The sequence below is a fragment of the Pseudomonas khavaziana genome, assembly GCF_019145205.1.
Taxonomy (GTDB): domain Bacteria; phylum Pseudomonadota; class Gammaproteobacteria; order Pseudomonadales; family Pseudomonadaceae; genus Aquipseudomonas; species Aquipseudomonas khavaziana.
This window is the reverse complement of the sequence record NZ_JAHSTT010000005.1, coordinates 1-16,558: the sequence shown is the minus strand read 5'-3', so window position 1 is coordinate 16,558 and position 16,558 is coordinate 1. Positions and strand designations below refer to the sequence as shown.

The window sequence follows — 16,558 nt, the reverse complement described above, 5'->3', positions numbered from 1 at the left end:
CGTTCGGACTGTTTTTGGAGTATAGATGTGCAAACTTCTAATAAGAACGCACATAAAAGCCGGTCCAATATGCAAAAAAACATCACCTCCCTGGGCACCCTGAACTGGGATGACCTGAAGTTTTTCCTCGAAGTGGCCCGCACCCGCAAGGCCAGCGTGGCTGCCAAGCGCCTGGCAGTGGACTACACCACCGTGTCGCGGCGCATCAGCTCATTAGAAGTGTCGCTCGGTACCCTGCTGTTCGAAAAATCCCGGACCAACGGCTTTGTCCTCACCACCGAGGGCCAACGGCTGCTGGGCTACGCGGAGACCATCGAAAGCACCTTGCACATGGCCTGCGAACAAGTCTCCGGCTCCGGCGTGGCGCTGTCCGGCCACGTGCGCATGGGCTGCACCGAAGGGTTTGGCAGCTTCTTCGTCACCCCGCAATTGAGCCATTTCGTCGACACCTATCCTGCGATCTCGGTGGATATCCTGCCGCTGCCGCACTTCATCAGCCTGTCCAAGCGCGAAGCCGACATCGTCATCGCCCTGGAACGCCCGGAGCACGGGCCCTATGTGTGCTGCAAACTGTGTGACTACAAATTGCAGTTGTATGCGACCCAGGACTACCTCGACCAACACCCGCCGATCCGCAAACCTGCGGATTTGGCCGAGCATCCGTTTATCAGTTATGTGGATGACCTGGCGTTCAGCTCGGAGCTGTTGTACCTGGCGAATGTGGTGCCCGGTGCCAGCGCCAGCCTGCGCAGTACCAGCGTGATCGCGCAGTACGTGGCGGCGCAGCAGGGAAGGTCGATGGCGATACTGCCGTGCTTTCTGGCGGCGCAGGATCCGCGGCTGTTGCCGGTGCTGGGGGAGCAGATTGCGATTACGCGGCAGTTCTGGATGTATTGCCGGGAAGATTTGCGCAAGTTGAAGCGGATTACGTTGTTGTGGGATTACATCAGGGAGGTGACTGAGCAGAATCAGGGGTTGTTGATGGGGGAGACGCGGGAGATCAGGTTTGCGGATTAAAGCGCCAGCAACGACGATTCTCTTTAAATTGCAGGACGTTTCCTAGAGAATCCTTGGCCTATTGCGCTGTAGCGTTTGGATCACTAGCCTCCCTGGGTCGCTGCACATCAGCGATCGGGTTTAGCGATCCGGGTTTCGAGCGTGACACTGCCCCAAACAGTATTAGCTGGCGTCCGTCAGCTTTTAGCGTTTTATGGCGGCTGTGTGCGGGAGACTTTCGAGTCTACCCGGGATGCGCTCTGGCCCGGATCGCTAACCTGCACACAGCTGCCACCCTCTTCATGTTTAGCGATGTGATGTGGCGGCTCTAACTCAACAGAGAGCAATCACCATGAGCAAAATCATTCCCGACCCACCGCTTTCCTCCATCATCACCCTCGGCGTCGTCACCTTCGGCGATTACGGCGAAAACCAAAAACCGTTGTTCCGCGTCAATGCCGGCATGCCGATTGAGGAAGCCTTGGAACACGCCTCCACCCTGCTTTTTTACTCAAAGAAACTCGCGATGGAAGCCGCCATGGATGTACGCGGCGAGCAATATGCATGGGCCGCGCATTATCTGTGTGGAATGGGTAAGGCCGTGGTGGATGACTTGACGCAGGCGATGACGCCGGGAAGTTAAACGAACACCGCCCGAATGTGGGAGGAGCCTTGCTCCCTCCCATATTTAAACCCCACCAGCCCCGGCTATCTGCGGATACCGAGCCCGAACTTCGCTCAGAAACTCACCTGCACTGCTCTTGAGCCATTCAATCAGCCGAGCAATATCCGGCTCCGACTGACGCCCGTTTTGACAAATGATGTAGTAGGCCGCTGGAGACATCATCACGGGACTATTCAACGCAACTAACGCACCATCGTCCAATTGGTCATACACTAATGCAGTCCTGCCCAGCGCTATCCCTCCCCCCTTCACCGCCAGACTGATCGCGAGGCTCGAATCCGGAAATCTCGGCCCGTGGTGATAAGGCGGCGCCGCCAGCCCCTGAAACGCAAACCAGCTTTCCCACCCCGGACACACCTGATCGTCCACCCGATGAATCAGCGGATACCGGGCGACATCCGCCAGTGCAATATCACCCTTCAACCGCAGAAACTCCGGCGAACAAACCGGGAACACCGCATCGCGCATCAGTAATTCGACGTGATGATCCGGGTAATTACCATACCCCATCACCACTGCGACATCGTATTGATGAGCCTCCAGGCTAGCGCGGTTCATGTCGGCGCTGGTCAACACCAGATCTAAGTTGAATGAAGCCTCAGTGTGAGAACCGTGCATCCTGGGGATCAGCCATGTCGAACATAGAGAAGACGTGCAGGAGAGGTACAACGGTTGGGATTTACCGGGGTTGAGTGAATGCAGCACCCCATCCAGCGATTTGAAGAAACCATCGGTAACCGGCAACAAAGCCTGCCCTGCCACCGTCAGTTTGACGCCACGCGAGTGCCGCTCAAACAACGACACGCCCCACCACTCCTCCAAGCCCGCAATTTGATGGCTAATGGCACTGGCGGTGAGGTTAAGCTCAGACGCTGCACGCGCAAAGCTACCGGTTTGCGCAGCGCTGACGAACGCTTGAAGCATAGGTGTGGGTGGCGGGCGCTGGGCCATCAGGTGCTCACTTTGATCAAGATGATCCCGCAAACAATGACGAACGCCGAAAGCATCCGTCGCCAACCGAACCGTTCATGAAAGAACAGCGCGGCAATAATGGCGCCGATAATAACACTGGTTTCCCGCAGAGCTGAGACCTTGGCCACCGCGTCCAGCGACAACGCAAACAACACCAATCCGTAAGACGCCAGGTAAAAAACACCGCCTAATAGCCCGACTCGCCAATGCCCACGTATCGCACGAGCCAAGGCTGAACGCTCTTTGGAAAACGCCAGCATCGGGATCGGAATACTTTGGAACACTGTCAGGTAGATGATGTACTGCAGCACCGTCTCACTGGCTCTTACACCTTTGGCATCCACCACCGTGTAAGACGCAATAAACGCACCGGCGCACACCGCCATCAGGATCGGCTTGAACATCTGCGCCGTCATCCTGCGCACAAAGGTCAGGCTGATAATCCCCACACAAATCAGCAACACTCCCGTCAACGCCTGGCATGACAACTGTTCATGCAGCAGAAAGTAAGAAAACAGCGCGACCAACACGGGTGGCACCCCACGCATCACCGGGTAAACCTGACCAAAGTCACCCGTTTCGTACGCTTTAATCAAAAATAGCCGGTAGACCGTATTGAGCACCACGGAGACGAGTATATAGCCCCATACCTCTAAGCCAGGCACGCTGACAAACGGCAACGCCAGCAGGCATATCACTAGCGCGGTGCCATCGACCATGGCCAAGGTCATGAAGCGACTACTACCGGCGCGAACTACGGCATTCCAAGTGGCGTGCATAAAGGCAGAGATCAAAACCAACGTGATCGCTATATCGGAATTTTCCATGGGCTCGGCTTATGGCGAATATTAGAGGACTTACGTTATGAACACGGATGCATCATTGTTTGCGTAACCAAATCCGTAGCATATAACGATTCAGATCACTCAAACGCTCCGCTTCATTGATCTCGGAACGTGGAGCATTCATATCAATGAAGTGCGTGCGGGTATGCAGAAACTTGTTATCGGCTGAAATAAGCACTTGCTCTGGCTCCAGCAGTACTCGATGCTGAACCGATGACTGATTGAGAACAGTATCCAGAAAGTCCAGCGCCTGGGTTTGAGCTGCTGTTAAAGGCACTCCTGCCTTAAGGTGAGCTGACTCAATGTAGACTCGAAAGTATCTTATCAGTGGAATACCTTCACTGGAAAAGCTGAGGATGGGGGCTTTAAACAGTTGCTCATCCTCTGACATGCCACGATTCTCAAAAAAGAAGTCGCATTTGAGCTCTTCCAATACTTCTGGGAACGCCATTAGCTCCGCGTATACCGCGCTTGCATCGATGAGAATGCTTTCACCTCCTAAAAGTGCTTTCTGTCCACAAGCCAGGATTAAGTAATCGATAGGCAGCGGGTCGCTTACACCATCGTTATGTACGTAGGCGCCCTGACGGGTTTGATGGTATCTCGAACCTTCCTCAATGCTTTCGCCGCCTCGGTCATAAACCTCAATAACTTTATGACCAAGATGATTCTGCACCATTGGCACACCGAGCAAGGAAGCGAATGTCCATACCAGAGATTTGAAATTTGAAAGTTTATCCACCTTAAAGCCATCGAGAATCAAGACATGACTTTCATGATCGATCATATTTCATATTCTATTCAGCTCCTCGCTCAGCACGCTTGACTGTAGAGGATTGATGTAAGCGACCTTGGTATCGAATCTAACACCTTGACTTCCAATCTCGAATAATTCTCTTACCGTCAATAGCTCTGCAAATGCAACTTTCGAAAGCCTGACTTTAGATACTTCCTGGCGAAAATTACTGACATTTATATTCATCGCAATCCTTTACGGTAGTTATTTATAGCGTCCATTTAACTAGGCCCACCACTTGCGAAAAAGCGAAACTTCATCAGCTCAGCCATTAAAATTCGTCATGACAGGCTTTTCCTACAGAGAAAACTCCTAATGGTCGTTGGTAGGTTTTCGCATCGAGCAATACACTCCCGCGAGCACACCGCAAAACAAATGTGGGAGGGGCGGTGCGACGATTCGACTTGCTCCCGATGCGGCGCGTCAGTCACCGGATATACTGGCTGACACACCGCTATCGGGAGCAAGTCGAATCGTCGCACCGCCCCTCCCACATTTTGAATGTATTTCAGGTTGAGGCCGGTGAGTTGCCTTAGTCCGCGATTACTACGATCGACACCCGGCGATTCTCGGTTCGGCCTGCCGTTGTTGTATTCGATGCCACCGGCTCGCTGCTGCCCAGGCCGCGTAGTTGGATATTTTCTTCTTTCATACCCACGCGGGTCAGCACCTTGCCGACGCTTTTGGCGCGGCGCAGGGAGAGCGCCACGTTGTAGGGTTCTTTGCCGGAAGCATCGGTGTGGCCGTCAACGCGCACGCGCTCGATGCCCGCGCCAACCAAGGCGCTACCGATGCGCTCAACGATGTCGGTGCTGGGTTTGTTGAGGGTTTCGACGTCGCTGCCAAACAGGACCTTGCCGGACAGGCCGAAGGCCCAGCCCTCGTCGGTCAGCTCGAAGCCTTGTTGTTTGAGCACCGCGACTTGCGCCGGGGTCAGGCCCTTGGGCGGTGGCGTCTGGCAGCCGCTGAGGGCCAGGAAGGCAACGAGTAAAGAAATAAACAAAACGCGCGTGTTAGCGAACAAGGGAATCAACTCCTGTGTTGAACGTTGACGACGGGGCGCTCCGACTCCGCCGTTTGCTGGCCGCCCGAGGACAGTCGTTTGGCCTGGTACATCGCCGTATCGGCGGCGTTGAGCAAGGTGCCGGGAGTGGCGCCATGATCGGGATAAATGGCAATGCCGATACTGAGGGAGGTCAATACCTGGGTGTTCCCTGGCAGTGGGATCGGCACGTCCATGCTGGCAATGATCTTGTCGGCGATGCGCTGGGCGTCTTCGGCCTTGTGCAGGGGCGCCAGCAATACCGCAAATTCATCGCCGCCCAGGCGCGCCACCAGGTCATCCTCGCGCAGTTGCGCACGCACGCGGTCGGCAACGGCTACCAGTACGGCATCGCCGGCGGCGTGGCCGAAGCTGTCGTTGATGTCTTTGAAGCGGTCGCTGTCGAGAAACAGCACCGCCACTTGCTCGTTGACCTTGGCTGCGCTGCGCAAGGCACGGATCAACCGGCCTTCGAAGAACGCGCGGTTGGGCAGGCCGGTGAGGCTGTCGTGGCTGGCCTGGTGAGCCAGGGTTTCGTTCTCGCTTTGCAGGTGGCTCTGCCAGGCTTCCATCTCGCCGAGCAGGGCATTGAAGTCGCTGCCCAGGCTGTCGAGTTCGGCGATCTGCGCGGAGGGAACGCGGCGGTCGAAGTCACGCTCGCTGCGGGCGGCGTGGGCCACGGCGGCCAGGCGTTGCAGTGGCACGGTGATGCCATTCAACAGACGCCGCGACAAGTGCAAGGCCACCCAGGCGCTGAGAGCGGTGCAGATCAGAATTCCGACCAGACCGCTGAGCAAGAAGCGCAACAGACTGCCACCGTGGCCGACCAGGTGGATGCTGCCCACGGTTTGTCCTTGGCGCAGGATCGGTTGACTGATGGGCTGTTCAAGCAGGGCGTGCGCTATCTGCAGCTCGACCCGTGACAACATGCCGGTTTCCGGGCGTACCCAGCGCGCCAGCAACTTGCCGTTGATATCGAAAACTTCCGCCTGAGCCACTTCCTCGGTGGAGGCAATCAGGCTCAGGGCTTCGGTGGCCGCCGCGCTGTCGTTGAACACCACCGCCGCTTCCACGGTGTAGTTGATGGAACGGGCGATCAGGTGCAGGTTGTGCTCGGCATAAACCCGCAGGGCAAGTACGCCGAGCAGGGTCAGGGACACACTGGCCAGGGTGACTGCCACCAGGGCCAGGATCATATGCCCACGGGCAATCACCGAGCGCAGGGTCGGCCGCACTTTAGTGCCGCTCATGAGCCAGGCGCTCGACGGCGAGATAACTGCAACACGCTGGGGTGGATGCGCACGCCGCTGCGGGCGACGGAATCCAGATTGACCTCGAACGACACTTGCTCATCGCTCACTCGCAGGCAGAACAGACTGCCCACCGTGCATTGGTCGCCACCTTCGCTGATGCTGAGTACGGGGTGGCCAATCAGCGAGGTGAACAAGCGGCTGCGTTCGTCCGCGGTGAGCTTGCCGATGTAGACGGCGTCGCAGGCGTTGACGATGTCGGGATGATCGACCAGCAGGCGCCGCACCAGCACCGGACGGCCGGTAGCCTGGGTGGTGCCTTTGACCAGGTCGTCTGTGTATTGCGTCGGCCCGACAACGCACAGTCGCAACTGCGCAGGCTCTACCGGCCATCGGGCGTAGCTGAGGATACCGAGCACCACTTGGGTGACCGCCTGGGCACGCTGTTCGGCAAGGCTTTGGGTCTGTGCCGACAGAGGCGTCACGAGCAGGCACAGAACCGCCACCAGTAACATGCGTCTCCAGCTCAAACTACGCTCTGTGGGCGAGCCAGCCACGTTCATGCAGCAATTCTCTCAGGTGTTTTCCAAGGTGATGCCGCAACGATAGCACAGCGGCGGAAAACCCCACGAAACACGCTTTGCGCGGGGCGCACTATTTTTTCAGAAAAATCAGACAGCTGAATCAGAAATATTGTATGACCTATCAGTCAGTTTCTTCAGGCACGGCGTCCAATTCCAGCATCAGCCCGCTCAAGCGTTTGACCTTGCGGCGCACGGCCTCCTCAAACACGCCGCTGCGCGGCTCGATCAGGCTGAACCAGCGCTTGGCGCGGGTAATACCGGTATAGATCAACTCTTTGGTCAGCACCGGATTGAGCGCATCCGGCAAGATCAGTGCGGTATGGGTGAACTCAGAGCCTTGGGATTTGTGCACGGTCATTGCGTACACGGTTTCCACGTCATTGAGCCGACTGGGCAACACAAAGCGCACACCGCCCTGGCCATCGTTACGCGGGAAGGCCACGCGCAGCACCTGGGGACCACCGTCGCTTTCGGGCAATTTCAGCGCGATGCCAATGTCGCCGTTCATCAGGCCAAGGCCGTAATCGTTACGGGTCATCAGCACCGGGCGGCCTTCGTACCACTGCTCATCGCCTTCGATCAGGCGCACTTTGCGCAGCGCCGCGGTGATGCGCAGGTTCAGCCCTTCGACGCCCCAAGGGCCCTTGCGTACGGCGCAAAGCAGCTGGAACGCGTCGAAGGCTTGCAGCAACTGTTGCGCCCAATGGGTCCAGGCAGGGTCGTCCCGCCGCGTATCCAGCGATGGACGTGCCGATTGCAGCAGGTTCAGGTAGTAGCGATAACCTTGGGCGCCGTCGCCCTGACCGTCCAGCACCAGGCGCTCAAGTGCATGGTCATGCTCGCCCTTGAGGCTGAGGCAAAACAGGTCGTCATAGCGGCGTGCAGCCAACAGCTGGCGAGCCTCTTCGGCATTTTGCTGGTTGACCCAACGCGCCAGTTGGCCGATACCGCTGCCCTCACCGAAGCGGCGCGAATAGCGCAGCATCACGACTTGCTGGGCCAGGGGGTGGCTGCCGTCGAGGTCTTCTTGCAGGCCACTGGTACTGAGGTCTTCACCGCTGACCGCTTGCAACCATTGACGCGTGTGCGGGCTGTACCAGCCGGCTTCGGCATCGCGGCACAAGTCGCCGAGTACGGCTCCCGCTTCCACCGATGCCAGTTGGTCCTTGTCGCCCAGCAGTATCAAGCGTGCATGGCCCGGCAAAGCGTCGAGCAGGTTGGCCATCATTTCCAGGTCGATCATCGAGGCTTCATCCACCACCAGCACATCCAGAGGTAACGGGTTACCCAGGTGATGACGGAAATGTCGGGTTCCCGGGCGGCTGCCCAGCAGACGGTGGACAGTGGTGACCTGAGTGGGGATTTTTTCCCGCACGTCGTCGGCCACTGTCAGCGACAGCACTTGCTGGCTGATGGATTCGGTCAGGCGCGCGGCGGCTTTACCGGTCGGCGCTGCCAGGCGGATACGCAACGGGCTGCCGGACTCCACGGCGGGCGCTTGCAACAGCGCGAGCAGGCGCACCACCGTGGTGGTCTTGCCGGTGCCGGGGCCGCCGGTGACGATACTGAATGCGCCGCGGGTCGCCAGCGCACAGGCGAGTTTTTGCCAGTCGATCACGCCATCCGGCGCCGGTTGATCGAACAGGCGATTGAGGCGTTGCGGCAAATCGTCGGCAACGCTCTCCACGCTCGCAAGACGCTGGCGCAAGGCACTGTCGATACGCCGTTCGTAGGCCCAGTAGCGGCGCAGGTACAAGCGCTTGCCGCACAACACCAACGGTCGGCTCTGGGCGGCTGCGCTGCCATCGACCGCCAGCGCGACCAGTTGGCTGGACGCCAGGGCATGACACCAATGGGCACCGTCCAGGCCATGCAGCAGCTGCGACGGCAGCAGCATGACGCCGGTGTGCTGGTCCCCCTCGGGCGGCAGTGACAGGGCGAAGTCCGGGGCCTTGAGGGTTTCGAACAGGTCCAGGCAGACGTGACCATGGCCCAACTGATGACTGGTCAAGGCCGCCGCCAACAGCACCAAAGGATCGGCCTGGGGATCAAGCTCATGCAGGAAGCCGACGAAGGCTTTGTCCAAGGCGCGCAGCCAGCCACGGTCGACCCAACGCTCCAGCAGTTGCAGCAGGTCGGCGGCGCGACTCAGGGGCGCCAACTCTTCCAGCGGTAACGGCGACAGGTTCATAGCAGCACTCCTTGTTCCCAGGCGGGCTCAACCTTGGGCGGGATGGGCTTGCCCTGGAACAGCAGGTCCAGCCCCTCGATCAGCTCACGGGGGGGCCGGGTGAAATACGCGCCCTGGCTCACCGACTGGGTACCGCGAAGGAACAGGTACAGAGCGCCGCCGACGTGCTGGTCGTAATCGTAATCCGGCAGGCGTGCCTTGAGCTGACGATGCAGGGCCAGCAGGTAAAGTACGTATTGCAGGTCGTACCGATGCTCGAGGATCGAATGCTCCATGGCATCAAAGGTGTAGGCTGAATCGTCAGGGCCGAGCCAGTTGGACTTGTAGTCCGCCACGTAATAGCGGCCATCGTGCTCGAACGTCAGGTCGATAAAACCCTTGAACATACCGTTGAGCAACACCGGTTCAGCGGCCACGCGGGACACACCGCCGTGTGTGTGCTGGCACACCAGCTTGTCGAGGGCGAGCACATCGACCTTGTGGCTGGCGAACCAGAACTCCATTTCGATCTGGTACTGCTTCAGGCCACTGAGGGTGACGTGGTCGTTGCACAGGGGCAGCGGTGTTTGCAGCAGATGACCCAGCCAGCCGCTGAGGGTGACGATCCAGCCCTCCCAGTTGCGGCGATTACAGCGTGCGCCCACGGCTTTTTCGATCGCCTCAGGCGTCACGTTGAAACCCTCTTCACCGGCCCACTCCAATAACCCGTGAAGAAAGGTGCCTGGATTAGGGCCGCGTGGAAAACGGTGAATGTCACCGCCGGACGCCACCACTTCCCGTGGTGCATCCGGGTCGAGGCGTTCGTCGTCGAACAGCTTCTGGGCCTGCGGGCTTTCCGGTGCCTCCAGGCTGGCGGCGCTCATGCTGTCGCCAATGCGCAAGGCGCTGTAGGACGCGATCCACCAGTTTTCCGCAGCCTTGCGTTTGGGCAGCAACGGCGCCAGCAGGGTCGCTTCATTGCGTGGCGGGTGGAACAGGATGTCTTGCGCATCTGGCACCGGTGCATAACTGATGGCCGAGCAGCCTTGCTGCAAGTCCAACAGCCAGCGCGCCAGATCGGCGGATTCGCCTAGCGACGCACCGGCTCCCAGCAGATAGCCCAAGGCCGAAAGGTGCAAAACCGAACTGCTGTTATTGCCGCGCTTGAGGTCGGCGATGCCCAGCCAGCATGCGTGTTTGGCACGGGTCAACGCCACGTAGAACAAACGCAGGTCTTCGGCCAGGCGCTCATCATCGGCCTGGGCAATCAGCTCGGCCGTCGGCCGCAGGCTCACTTGGGACTTACCCTGTTCATCGTGGTAATGCAGCGGCAAGCGACTGCCATCCACCGGTTTGGCCGAGCAGATGAACGGCAGGAACACCAAGTCGTATTCCAGGCCTTTGGATTTGTGGATGGTCACCACCTTGACCAGTTGTTCATCGCTTTCCAGCCGCAGGATCTGCTCTTCGCCAGCCTGGCCCGACAGCGCCAAGTGTTCGGCCAGATGACGGATCAGCGCCTGCTCGCCATCGAGTTCCGATGCGGCTTGTTGCAGCAACTCACTGAGATGCAACAGGTTGGTCAGCACACGCTCGCCATCACTGCGGGCGATGAGGGTTTGCGGCAGTTTGAAGTCGTGGAGCAGGCGGCGCAGCATCGGCAGCACGCCTTGGGTACGCCAGATCGAGCGGTAACCCCGGAACTGCATGACGCGGGATTCCCACGCCAGTTCGTCCTGGTTCAGACGCTCCAGTTCCGCCAACGACAGGTTCAAGGTGACGCACGCCAGGGCCGCGCGTAGCGGTCGCTCGACATCCGGCTCTGCACACGCCTTGAGCCAGGTCAACAGGTCGTGGGCTTCCTGGGCGGCGAACACCGAGTCTTTATCCGAAAGGTACACACTGCGCACGCCACGGCTGGCCAGTTCGGCGCGCACGGCCTGGGCTTCCTTGCCGTCACGCACGAGGATGGCGATGTTTGAGGGCAGCACCGCTGTGAAGCTGTCTTTCGTGACAAACCCCGCCGTGCCTTGCTGCCCGCCATTGAGCAGCGCGACGATTTGCGTGGCACAGGCAGCAGCCAGTTGTTGACGATAAAGCGCGTTGGAAATCGGCTGGTCGGTGGGCAGGTGCCAAAGGTTCATGGCCGGCAGCGGCTGGCCATCGACCTGCAGTTGCTCTCTGCGGCCTTGGGAAAGTACCGGGTGGAACGGCACCGGGTTCTCGCCATTAGGCTCACGAAAAAGGAACGCCCCCCGGCCGGTTTCAGCCCGCTGGAACACATGGTTCACCGCCTCGACCATCGCATGGCTGGAACGGAAATTGGTGCCCAGGGTGTGATGGCGGCCGGTGGTGGACTGCCGGGCGCGCAGGTAGGTGTAGATGTCGGCGCCGCGAAAGGCGTAGATCGCCTGCTTGGGGTCGCCGATCAGGAACAGCCCACTGTCGAGGTGGTTTTCCTCGATGCGGTAGATGCTGTCGAAGATGCGGTATTGCACAGGGTCGGTGTCTTGGAATTCATCAATCAGCGCCACCGGAAATTGCTCACGGATCACACTGGCCAGGCGCTCGCCCCCGTCGGCTTGAAGGGCCGCATTGAGGCGGATCAGCATGTCGTCGAAGCCCATCTCTGCGCGGCGACGCTTTTCTTCTTCGAAGCGTTTGCCGACCCAGCCGGCAGCATGTTGCAACACCGCTGCGTCTGGTGTTGGCAAGGCGTCAAGGCTGGCTTTGAGGCCGGCCATGGCCTCGATCCCTGGGTGCTGCGGCGGCTCACCTTTCCAGGCTTCGGCCATGCCGTCGGGCGTCAGGCGCGTGAAGCCGGTGCCGATGTCCAGTTGTTCCAGGGCTTCATCAGCGGCCCAGGCGCTGATTTTCTCGAACCAGGGTTCGAAGTAGCGCGCTTGCATCTTGCGACCATCGACCGCTTTGTCCGCAATAGCTTGCAGACAGATATCCCGCAGCTCGACGGCCCATTGTTGCCAAGGCGCCTTGAGGCTTACCAGCGCTGCGCGGCGTTCTTGCAGGCAGGCGTTGATCAGCTCCGCCGGCTCACGACTTTCATCGGTGGGCCGTTCGCTGCCGAACAGCGCACGCACTCGCGGCATCAGTGCAGCGGGGCCGCCCCAATGGCTGCGCACCCAGTTGAGCACGTCGTCGTGCATCGGGTAGCAGAACAGCCGCCAGTAGTCGCGCAGCACTTCGCCCAGCAGGTCGCTATGGTCGGTTTCCAGGGTCTGGGTGAACAGGCTGCCGCTGTCGAACGCATGTTCGCGCAGCATGCGCTGGCACCAGCTGTGGATAGTCGAGACGGCCGCTTCATCCATCCATTGCGCGGCGATGTCCAGGCGGTTGGCGCAAGCGGCCCACCGCTCCGGGGCGTACTGATCGCGCAGGTCGGCGATCAACGCATCGGGCTGCTCGATTTCGTCGCGAAAAAAACGCGCAGCTTCGGCCAGGCGGATACGGATACGTTCACGCAGTTCCTTGGTGGCGGCGTCGGTGAACGTCACCACGAGGATTTGCGGCGGCAGCAGTTCGCGCCCGAAACCGGACTCATCACCGCCGTGGCCGAGCACCAGGCGCAGATACAAGGCAGAGATGGTGAAGGTCTTGCCAGTGCCAGCACTGGCCTCGATCAACTGGCTGCCTTTGAGCGGGAATGCCAGGGCCAGGGGTTTGCCGATCATGCGCCGGCCTCCGCGCTGGAGAGTGATCGCCATGGGGCGTTGAGCAATGGGCGATACAGGGTTTCGCACCAGCCTTCGAACTCTTCACTGGCAACCAAGGCGGCGTAGTCGGGAAATTGCCGCGTGAGCGCGGGCGTCTCGCGGCGTTCACCGTCGGTGGTGATGCCGTCGCCTTCATAGGCCTTGCTGGCTGCGGCTTGGGCCTTGGCAGGATCGGTCTGGCCGAGCCAGGCAAAGGCGGTTTTCACCGCGACGGGCAGCGGCGTGCTCATGCCGGTATGCCAGGCCAGCAGCAGGTTGCCAAGGATTTCCTGTGCAGTGGACTTATCCAGCGGAGCCAGCAGCAAAGTGTCGTCACTTGCCACCAGGCCGGTGCTCAATGGCAGGCCGCAGGCGCAGGCCACCACATGATTGACCCAGGGTCGAATCAGGCGATGCCACTTGCGGGTCTTGATCGAGCCAATGCTGTTGGGGATGGTGGTGACGCTCAATAAGCCACCATCACCGCGTCGATGCAGGCCGCTGATCCAGCCTTCGAGCTGGATGCCCTGATACTCGAAACTGATCGGTTCAGCGCCGGTATGCGGGGTTGGCCAAAGGGCCAGAAGGTGTTGATAGCGCTGCACCAAATCAGGCAACGGCTCGATCAACTCCTTACGCAGGCACTCACCGAAACCGACCATCGGCAGCAGTCCGCTGCCTTGCAGGCGCAGCGCCTGGGCATTGAGGGCCTGGTCGAGGTGATCGGGCTGGGTCAGTGCAGCGCTCAACAGACTGTCGCTGAGGCTGTAGCGTTGCAGTGCGTCCAACACGAAGGGTTCTTCGTCGGCCAGGGGCACTTCGGCGGCTTCGAAGAACACTTTCAGTCGCTGGCTGAAGAAGTGTTTAACCGGGTTACGTAGGAAGTCCTGTAACTGGCCGAGGCTCAGGGGCTCTTCCTGCTGGTGTTGCACCAGCGTATCTACTGGGTTCACGGCGTCCTGGGCTTCATGCAGTAACTGCCATTCGCGGGCGTAGCTGAACAGCGAATCGCCTTCGTGGAAGTAGCGGGCACTGAAGGGCTGCAGAGGATGCTCCTGGGTCATTGCGTCTATCAGCGGTGGATCGGTTTTGGCGTGCTGCCAGCCGCTGGCGAGGTGATCGCGCAGTTGGCCAATCAACACCGAGGCTGGGCGATCACTGTTGTCGCGGATGCTGCGCCCTACCCAGCTGATATACAGCTGGTCGCGGGCCGACAGCAGCGCTTCGAGCAGTAAGTAGCGGTCGTCTTCGCGGCGTGAACGGTCGCCGGGGCGGTAGTCGCTGCCCATCAGGTCGAAGTCCAGGGGCGGTTGGGCCCGCGGGTAATCGCCATCATTCATGCCGAGCAGGCAGACCAGCTTGAACGGGATTGCACGCATGGGCATGAGGGTACAAAAATTGACAGCTCCCGCGAGGAAGCGCTGGGACAGGCGCCCCTGATCCAGTCCGGCCAACCACGCCTCACGCACCACGGTAAGCGGTAACTCGTCCTGCAAGCCGACGGACTCGCAAGTTTCCAGCCACGTCTCTCTTAATTGTTCGAGCTGGCCTAGCAGGTAGTCATCGTGCTCGCTACTAGGGAGGAAAAACAGCTGCATCAAGCGTTGTAGTCGTTCGCCCCAGGCTTGGGGGGAGGCGGGCTGGGATAACGCCTGGTGGGCATCGTTCAAGGCGTCGAGCAAGGCGACCAGCGGGCCGATCAGTGCAGCATCGAGGCCGCCGATTTCGTCGTAGGGCTCAATCCCGTTACAGGCCGTGCCAGTGCCGACAGCGTAGCCCAGCAGCATACGGCGCAAGCCGAATCGCCAGCTGTTTTGTTCCAGTTCTGTAGGCAGGCCTAAACCGGCGCGTTGCTCGGCATTCAGGCCCCAGCGGATGCCGGCGCCTTCGATCCAACGATGCAGGGTGGGCAAGTCGCGCTCTTTGATGGCGAAACGTTCGCGCAGGGCGGGCACGTCAAGCAGGTCGAGGATCTCGCTGACGGGAAAACGGCTGTCGGGAAGTTTCAGCAGGTGCTCGACGGCGATCAGCAGTGGGTCGCGGCCGCGCTGGCCTTGGTCAGTAAGGGTGAAAGGAATGAAGCGTGGGTCATTTCGTTCGAGCTGGCCGAAGACTGCGCGGATGTGCGGCGCGTAGCTGTCGACGTCGGGAACCATGACGATGATGTCCCGGGGGCGCAAAGTTGGGTCGGCGCTGAAGCGCTGGAGCAATTGGTCGTGGAGGATCTCCACTTCGCGCTGGGCGCTGTGGGCGATGTGGAAGCGAATCGAAGCATCATGCTCCAGGTCGACAGCAGGCCACAGCTCACGGGTTTCATTCAGCGGGCGCAGTTCGAGGATATCGTCCTGGAGCTGGTTGAGCAGCGTGGTGGGTTCACTGTCGCTGAACAGGTCGATGCGACCGTCACGGAATGCGGCGCGGTAGCTGTTGGGGTCATCGTAGCTGTCCAGCAGGCTGATGTAATCACGGCCTTGCTTGCCCCACGCGGCGAGCAACGGATGGGCGTGCTGGTGTAGGGTTTGGGGATCGATGATGACCGGCATACCGGTTTTGCGCGCCTGGCGTTTGTATTCGTTTCGCAGCAAGTCCTTGTCGGCGACAATGTCGGACCAGTGGTGGCGGCAAGGGTTATGCACGCAAAGCAGGACCTGGCTGAAACGGGCCAGACCCGCCAGCGCTTCCAATGCCTGGGCCGGGAGCGATGAAATGCCAAAGACAATCACCCGGGAAGGCAAGCCGGACGGCGCTTCTTCAAGGTTGTTGATACGTTCGATAAAGCGTTGGTGAACGCCGGCTCGACTTTGGGCCATACCCTCTGCTCCAACATCCAGCAACAACGCACGCCATAACTCGGCCTGCCAGCAATTGGCAGGGTCGAGCGGTTTGGATTCGCCTCGACCATTGCGTAGTTGGTGACGGCCTGCGGCCCAATCTTCCAGCCAATCAGCGCGGTAGACCTGGTATTGGTCGAACAAGTCAGCCAGGCGCTCGGCAAGTTGGTAGCGTTTGCGCAGGTCGGTGTCTTGGGTCAGGAAGCGTTGCAAAGGCTCGAAGTGCGGCTGGTCAATCAGCTCGGGTAACAGGCGCATGAGGCGCCAGGTCAGCGGGGCTTTATCGAGCAGGGATTTCGGCGGGATTTCGTCACGGCCCAGGACCATGCGGTAGAGCTGCCACATGAAGCTGCCAGGCAGCTGCACATCGATTGCAGCAGCAATGCCGCAACCGCCCATATCGTCTTCTTCCGGATCTTCGGCCAGGGCCAGCTTGAGCCACTGGGCGATACCGTTGCTTTGTACCAGGGCGATTTCGTTTTCCAAAGGCGCCAGTGGGTAGCGGCGCATCCAACTGACCACCAGGCTACGCAGTTCGTCCAGGCGATTGCCGTGGACCACCATGAATCCAGCGCTGAGGGACGTTGCGTCCGGCATAACGGTTTCCTTGGGAAAAGCAAAATCGAGGGGTGGACTTTAGCACTGTGGTGCACGGACCGGGCACATGGCTGACAGGT

11 protein-coding genes are annotated in these 16,558 nt (G+C 59.8%); 2 read left to right on the top strand and 9 right to left on the bottom strand.

What is annotated here, in order from left to right; all coding sequences use genetic code 11:
• The first annotated feature begins 69 nt into the window (after positions 1-69).
• Positions 70-1,017, top strand: coding sequence for a LysR family transcriptional regulator (locus tag KVH01_RS13575; RefSeq protein WP_043046740.1), 948 nt, complete (start codon positions 70-72; stop codon positions 1,015-1,017).
• Positions 1,018-1,348: 331 nt separating this feature from the next.
• On the top strand, positions 1,349-1,639 hold the full coding sequence (locus KVH01_RS13570; protein WP_217881789.1) for a DUF3077 domain-containing protein: 291 nt from the start codon (positions 1,349-1,351) through the stop codon (positions 1,637-1,639).
• 45 nt (positions 1,640-1,684) lie between these two features.
• On the opposite strand, the gene KVH01_RS13565 is transcribed toward KVH01_RS13570, so the two are convergent.
• The 9 genes from KVH01_RS13565 to recC all read right to left on the bottom strand — a co-directional run bounded on the left by KVH01_RS13565 (position 1,685) and on the right by recC (position 16,478).
• Positions 1,685-2,632, bottom strand: a complete 948-nt coding sequence (locus tag KVH01_RS13565; RefSeq protein ID WP_217881788.1) for a LysR substrate-binding domain-containing protein — start codon at positions 2,630-2,632, stop codon at positions 1,685-1,687.
• Positions 2,632-3,480, bottom strand: a complete 849-nt coding sequence (locus tag KVH01_RS13560; protein WP_043046737.1) for an EamA family transporter — start codon at positions 3,478-3,480, stop codon at positions 2,632-2,634. The genes KVH01_RS13565 and KVH01_RS13560 overlap by 1 nt, the downstream gene beginning before the upstream one ends.
• Positions 3,481-3,532: 52 nt before the next feature.
• On the bottom strand, positions 3,533-4,285 hold the full coding sequence (locus KVH01_RS13555) for a TauD/TfdA family dioxygenase (RefSeq protein ID WP_225924196.1): 753 nt from the start codon (positions 4,283-4,285) through the stop codon (positions 3,533-3,535).
• A gap of 541 nt (positions 4,286-4,826) precedes the next feature.
• Complete coding sequence (locus tag KVH01_RS13550) at positions 4,827-5,318, bottom strand: OmpA family protein (protein WP_043046736.1); 492 nt, start codon at positions 5,316-5,318, stop codon at positions 4,827-4,829.
• Between the two features lie 5 nt (positions 5,319-5,323).
• Entirely contained in the window at positions 5,324-6,586 is a 1,263-nt protein-coding gene (locus KVH01_RS13545) for a diguanylate cyclase domain-containing protein (protein WP_217881787.1), read from the bottom strand.
• Entirely contained in the window at positions 6,583-7,149 is a 567-nt protein-coding gene (locus KVH01_RS13540) for a YfiR family protein (protein WP_043046734.1), read from the bottom strand. The genes KVH01_RS13545 and KVH01_RS13540 overlap by 4 nt, the downstream gene beginning before the upstream one ends.
• A 142-nt stretch (positions 7,150-7,291) precedes the next feature.
• Positions 7,292-9,361: an exodeoxyribonuclease V subunit alpha gene (gene recD, locus KVH01_RS13535; RefSeq protein ID WP_217881786.1), complete on the bottom strand. Its 2,070-nt coding sequence runs from the start codon at positions 9,359-9,361 to the stop codon at positions 7,292-7,294.
• Positions 9,358-13,029, bottom strand: a complete 3,672-nt coding sequence (gene recB / locus KVH01_RS13530; protein ID WP_217881785.1) for an exodeoxyribonuclease V subunit beta — start codon at positions 13,027-13,029, stop codon at positions 9,358-9,360. The genes recD and recB overlap by 4 nt, the downstream gene beginning before the upstream one ends.
• Complete coding sequence (gene recC / locus KVH01_RS13525; RefSeq protein ID WP_217881784.1) at positions 13,026-16,478, bottom strand: exodeoxyribonuclease V subunit gamma; 3,453 nt, start codon at positions 16,476-16,478, stop codon at positions 13,026-13,028. The genes recB and recC overlap by 4 nt, the downstream gene beginning before the upstream one ends.
• Positions 16,479-16,558 lie beyond the last annotated feature (80 nt).

What these genes read in the sequence shown, in the direction of transcription:
- KVH01_RS13575 (WP_043046740.1), top strand. Translation starts at nt 70, where the DNA reads ATGCAAAAAAACATCACCTCCCTGGGCACCCTGAACTGGGATGACCTG.
- recB (WP_217881785.1), bottom strand. Translation starts at nt 13,029, where the DNA reads ATGATCGGCAAACCCCTGGCCCTGGCATTCCCGCTCAAAGGCAGCCAG.
- KVH01_RS13545 (WP_217881787.1), bottom strand. Translation starts at nt 6,586, where the DNA reads ATGAGCGGCACTAAAGTGCGGCCGACCCTGCGCTCGGTGATTGCCCGT.
- KVH01_RS13560 (WP_043046737.1), bottom strand. Translation starts at nt 3,480, where the DNA reads ATGGAAAATTCCGATATAGCGATCACGTTGGTTTTGATCTCTGCCTTT.
- KVH01_RS13555 (WP_225924196.1), bottom strand. Translation starts at nt 4,285, where the DNA reads ATGATCGATCATGAAAGTCATGTCTTGATTCTCGATGGCTTTAAGGTG.
- recC (WP_217881784.1), bottom strand. Translation starts at nt 16,478, where the DNA reads ATGCCGGACGCAACGTCCCTCAGCGCTGGATTCATGGTGGTCCACGGC.
- recD (WP_217881786.1), bottom strand. Translation starts at nt 9,361, where the DNA reads ATGAACCTGTCGCCGTTACCGCTGGAAGAGTTGGCGCCCCTGAGTCGC.
- KVH01_RS13565 (WP_217881788.1), bottom strand. Translation starts at nt 2,632, where the DNA reads ATGGCCCAGCGCCCGCCACCCACACCTATGCTTCAAGCGTTCGTCAGC.
- KVH01_RS13570 (WP_217881789.1), top strand. Translation starts at nt 1,349, where the DNA reads ATGAGCAAAATCATTCCCGACCCACCGCTTTCCTCCATCATCACCCTC.
- KVH01_RS13540 (WP_043046734.1), bottom strand. Translation starts at nt 7,149, where the DNA reads ATGAACGTGGCTGGCTCGCCCACAGAGCGTAGTTTGAGCTGGAGACGC.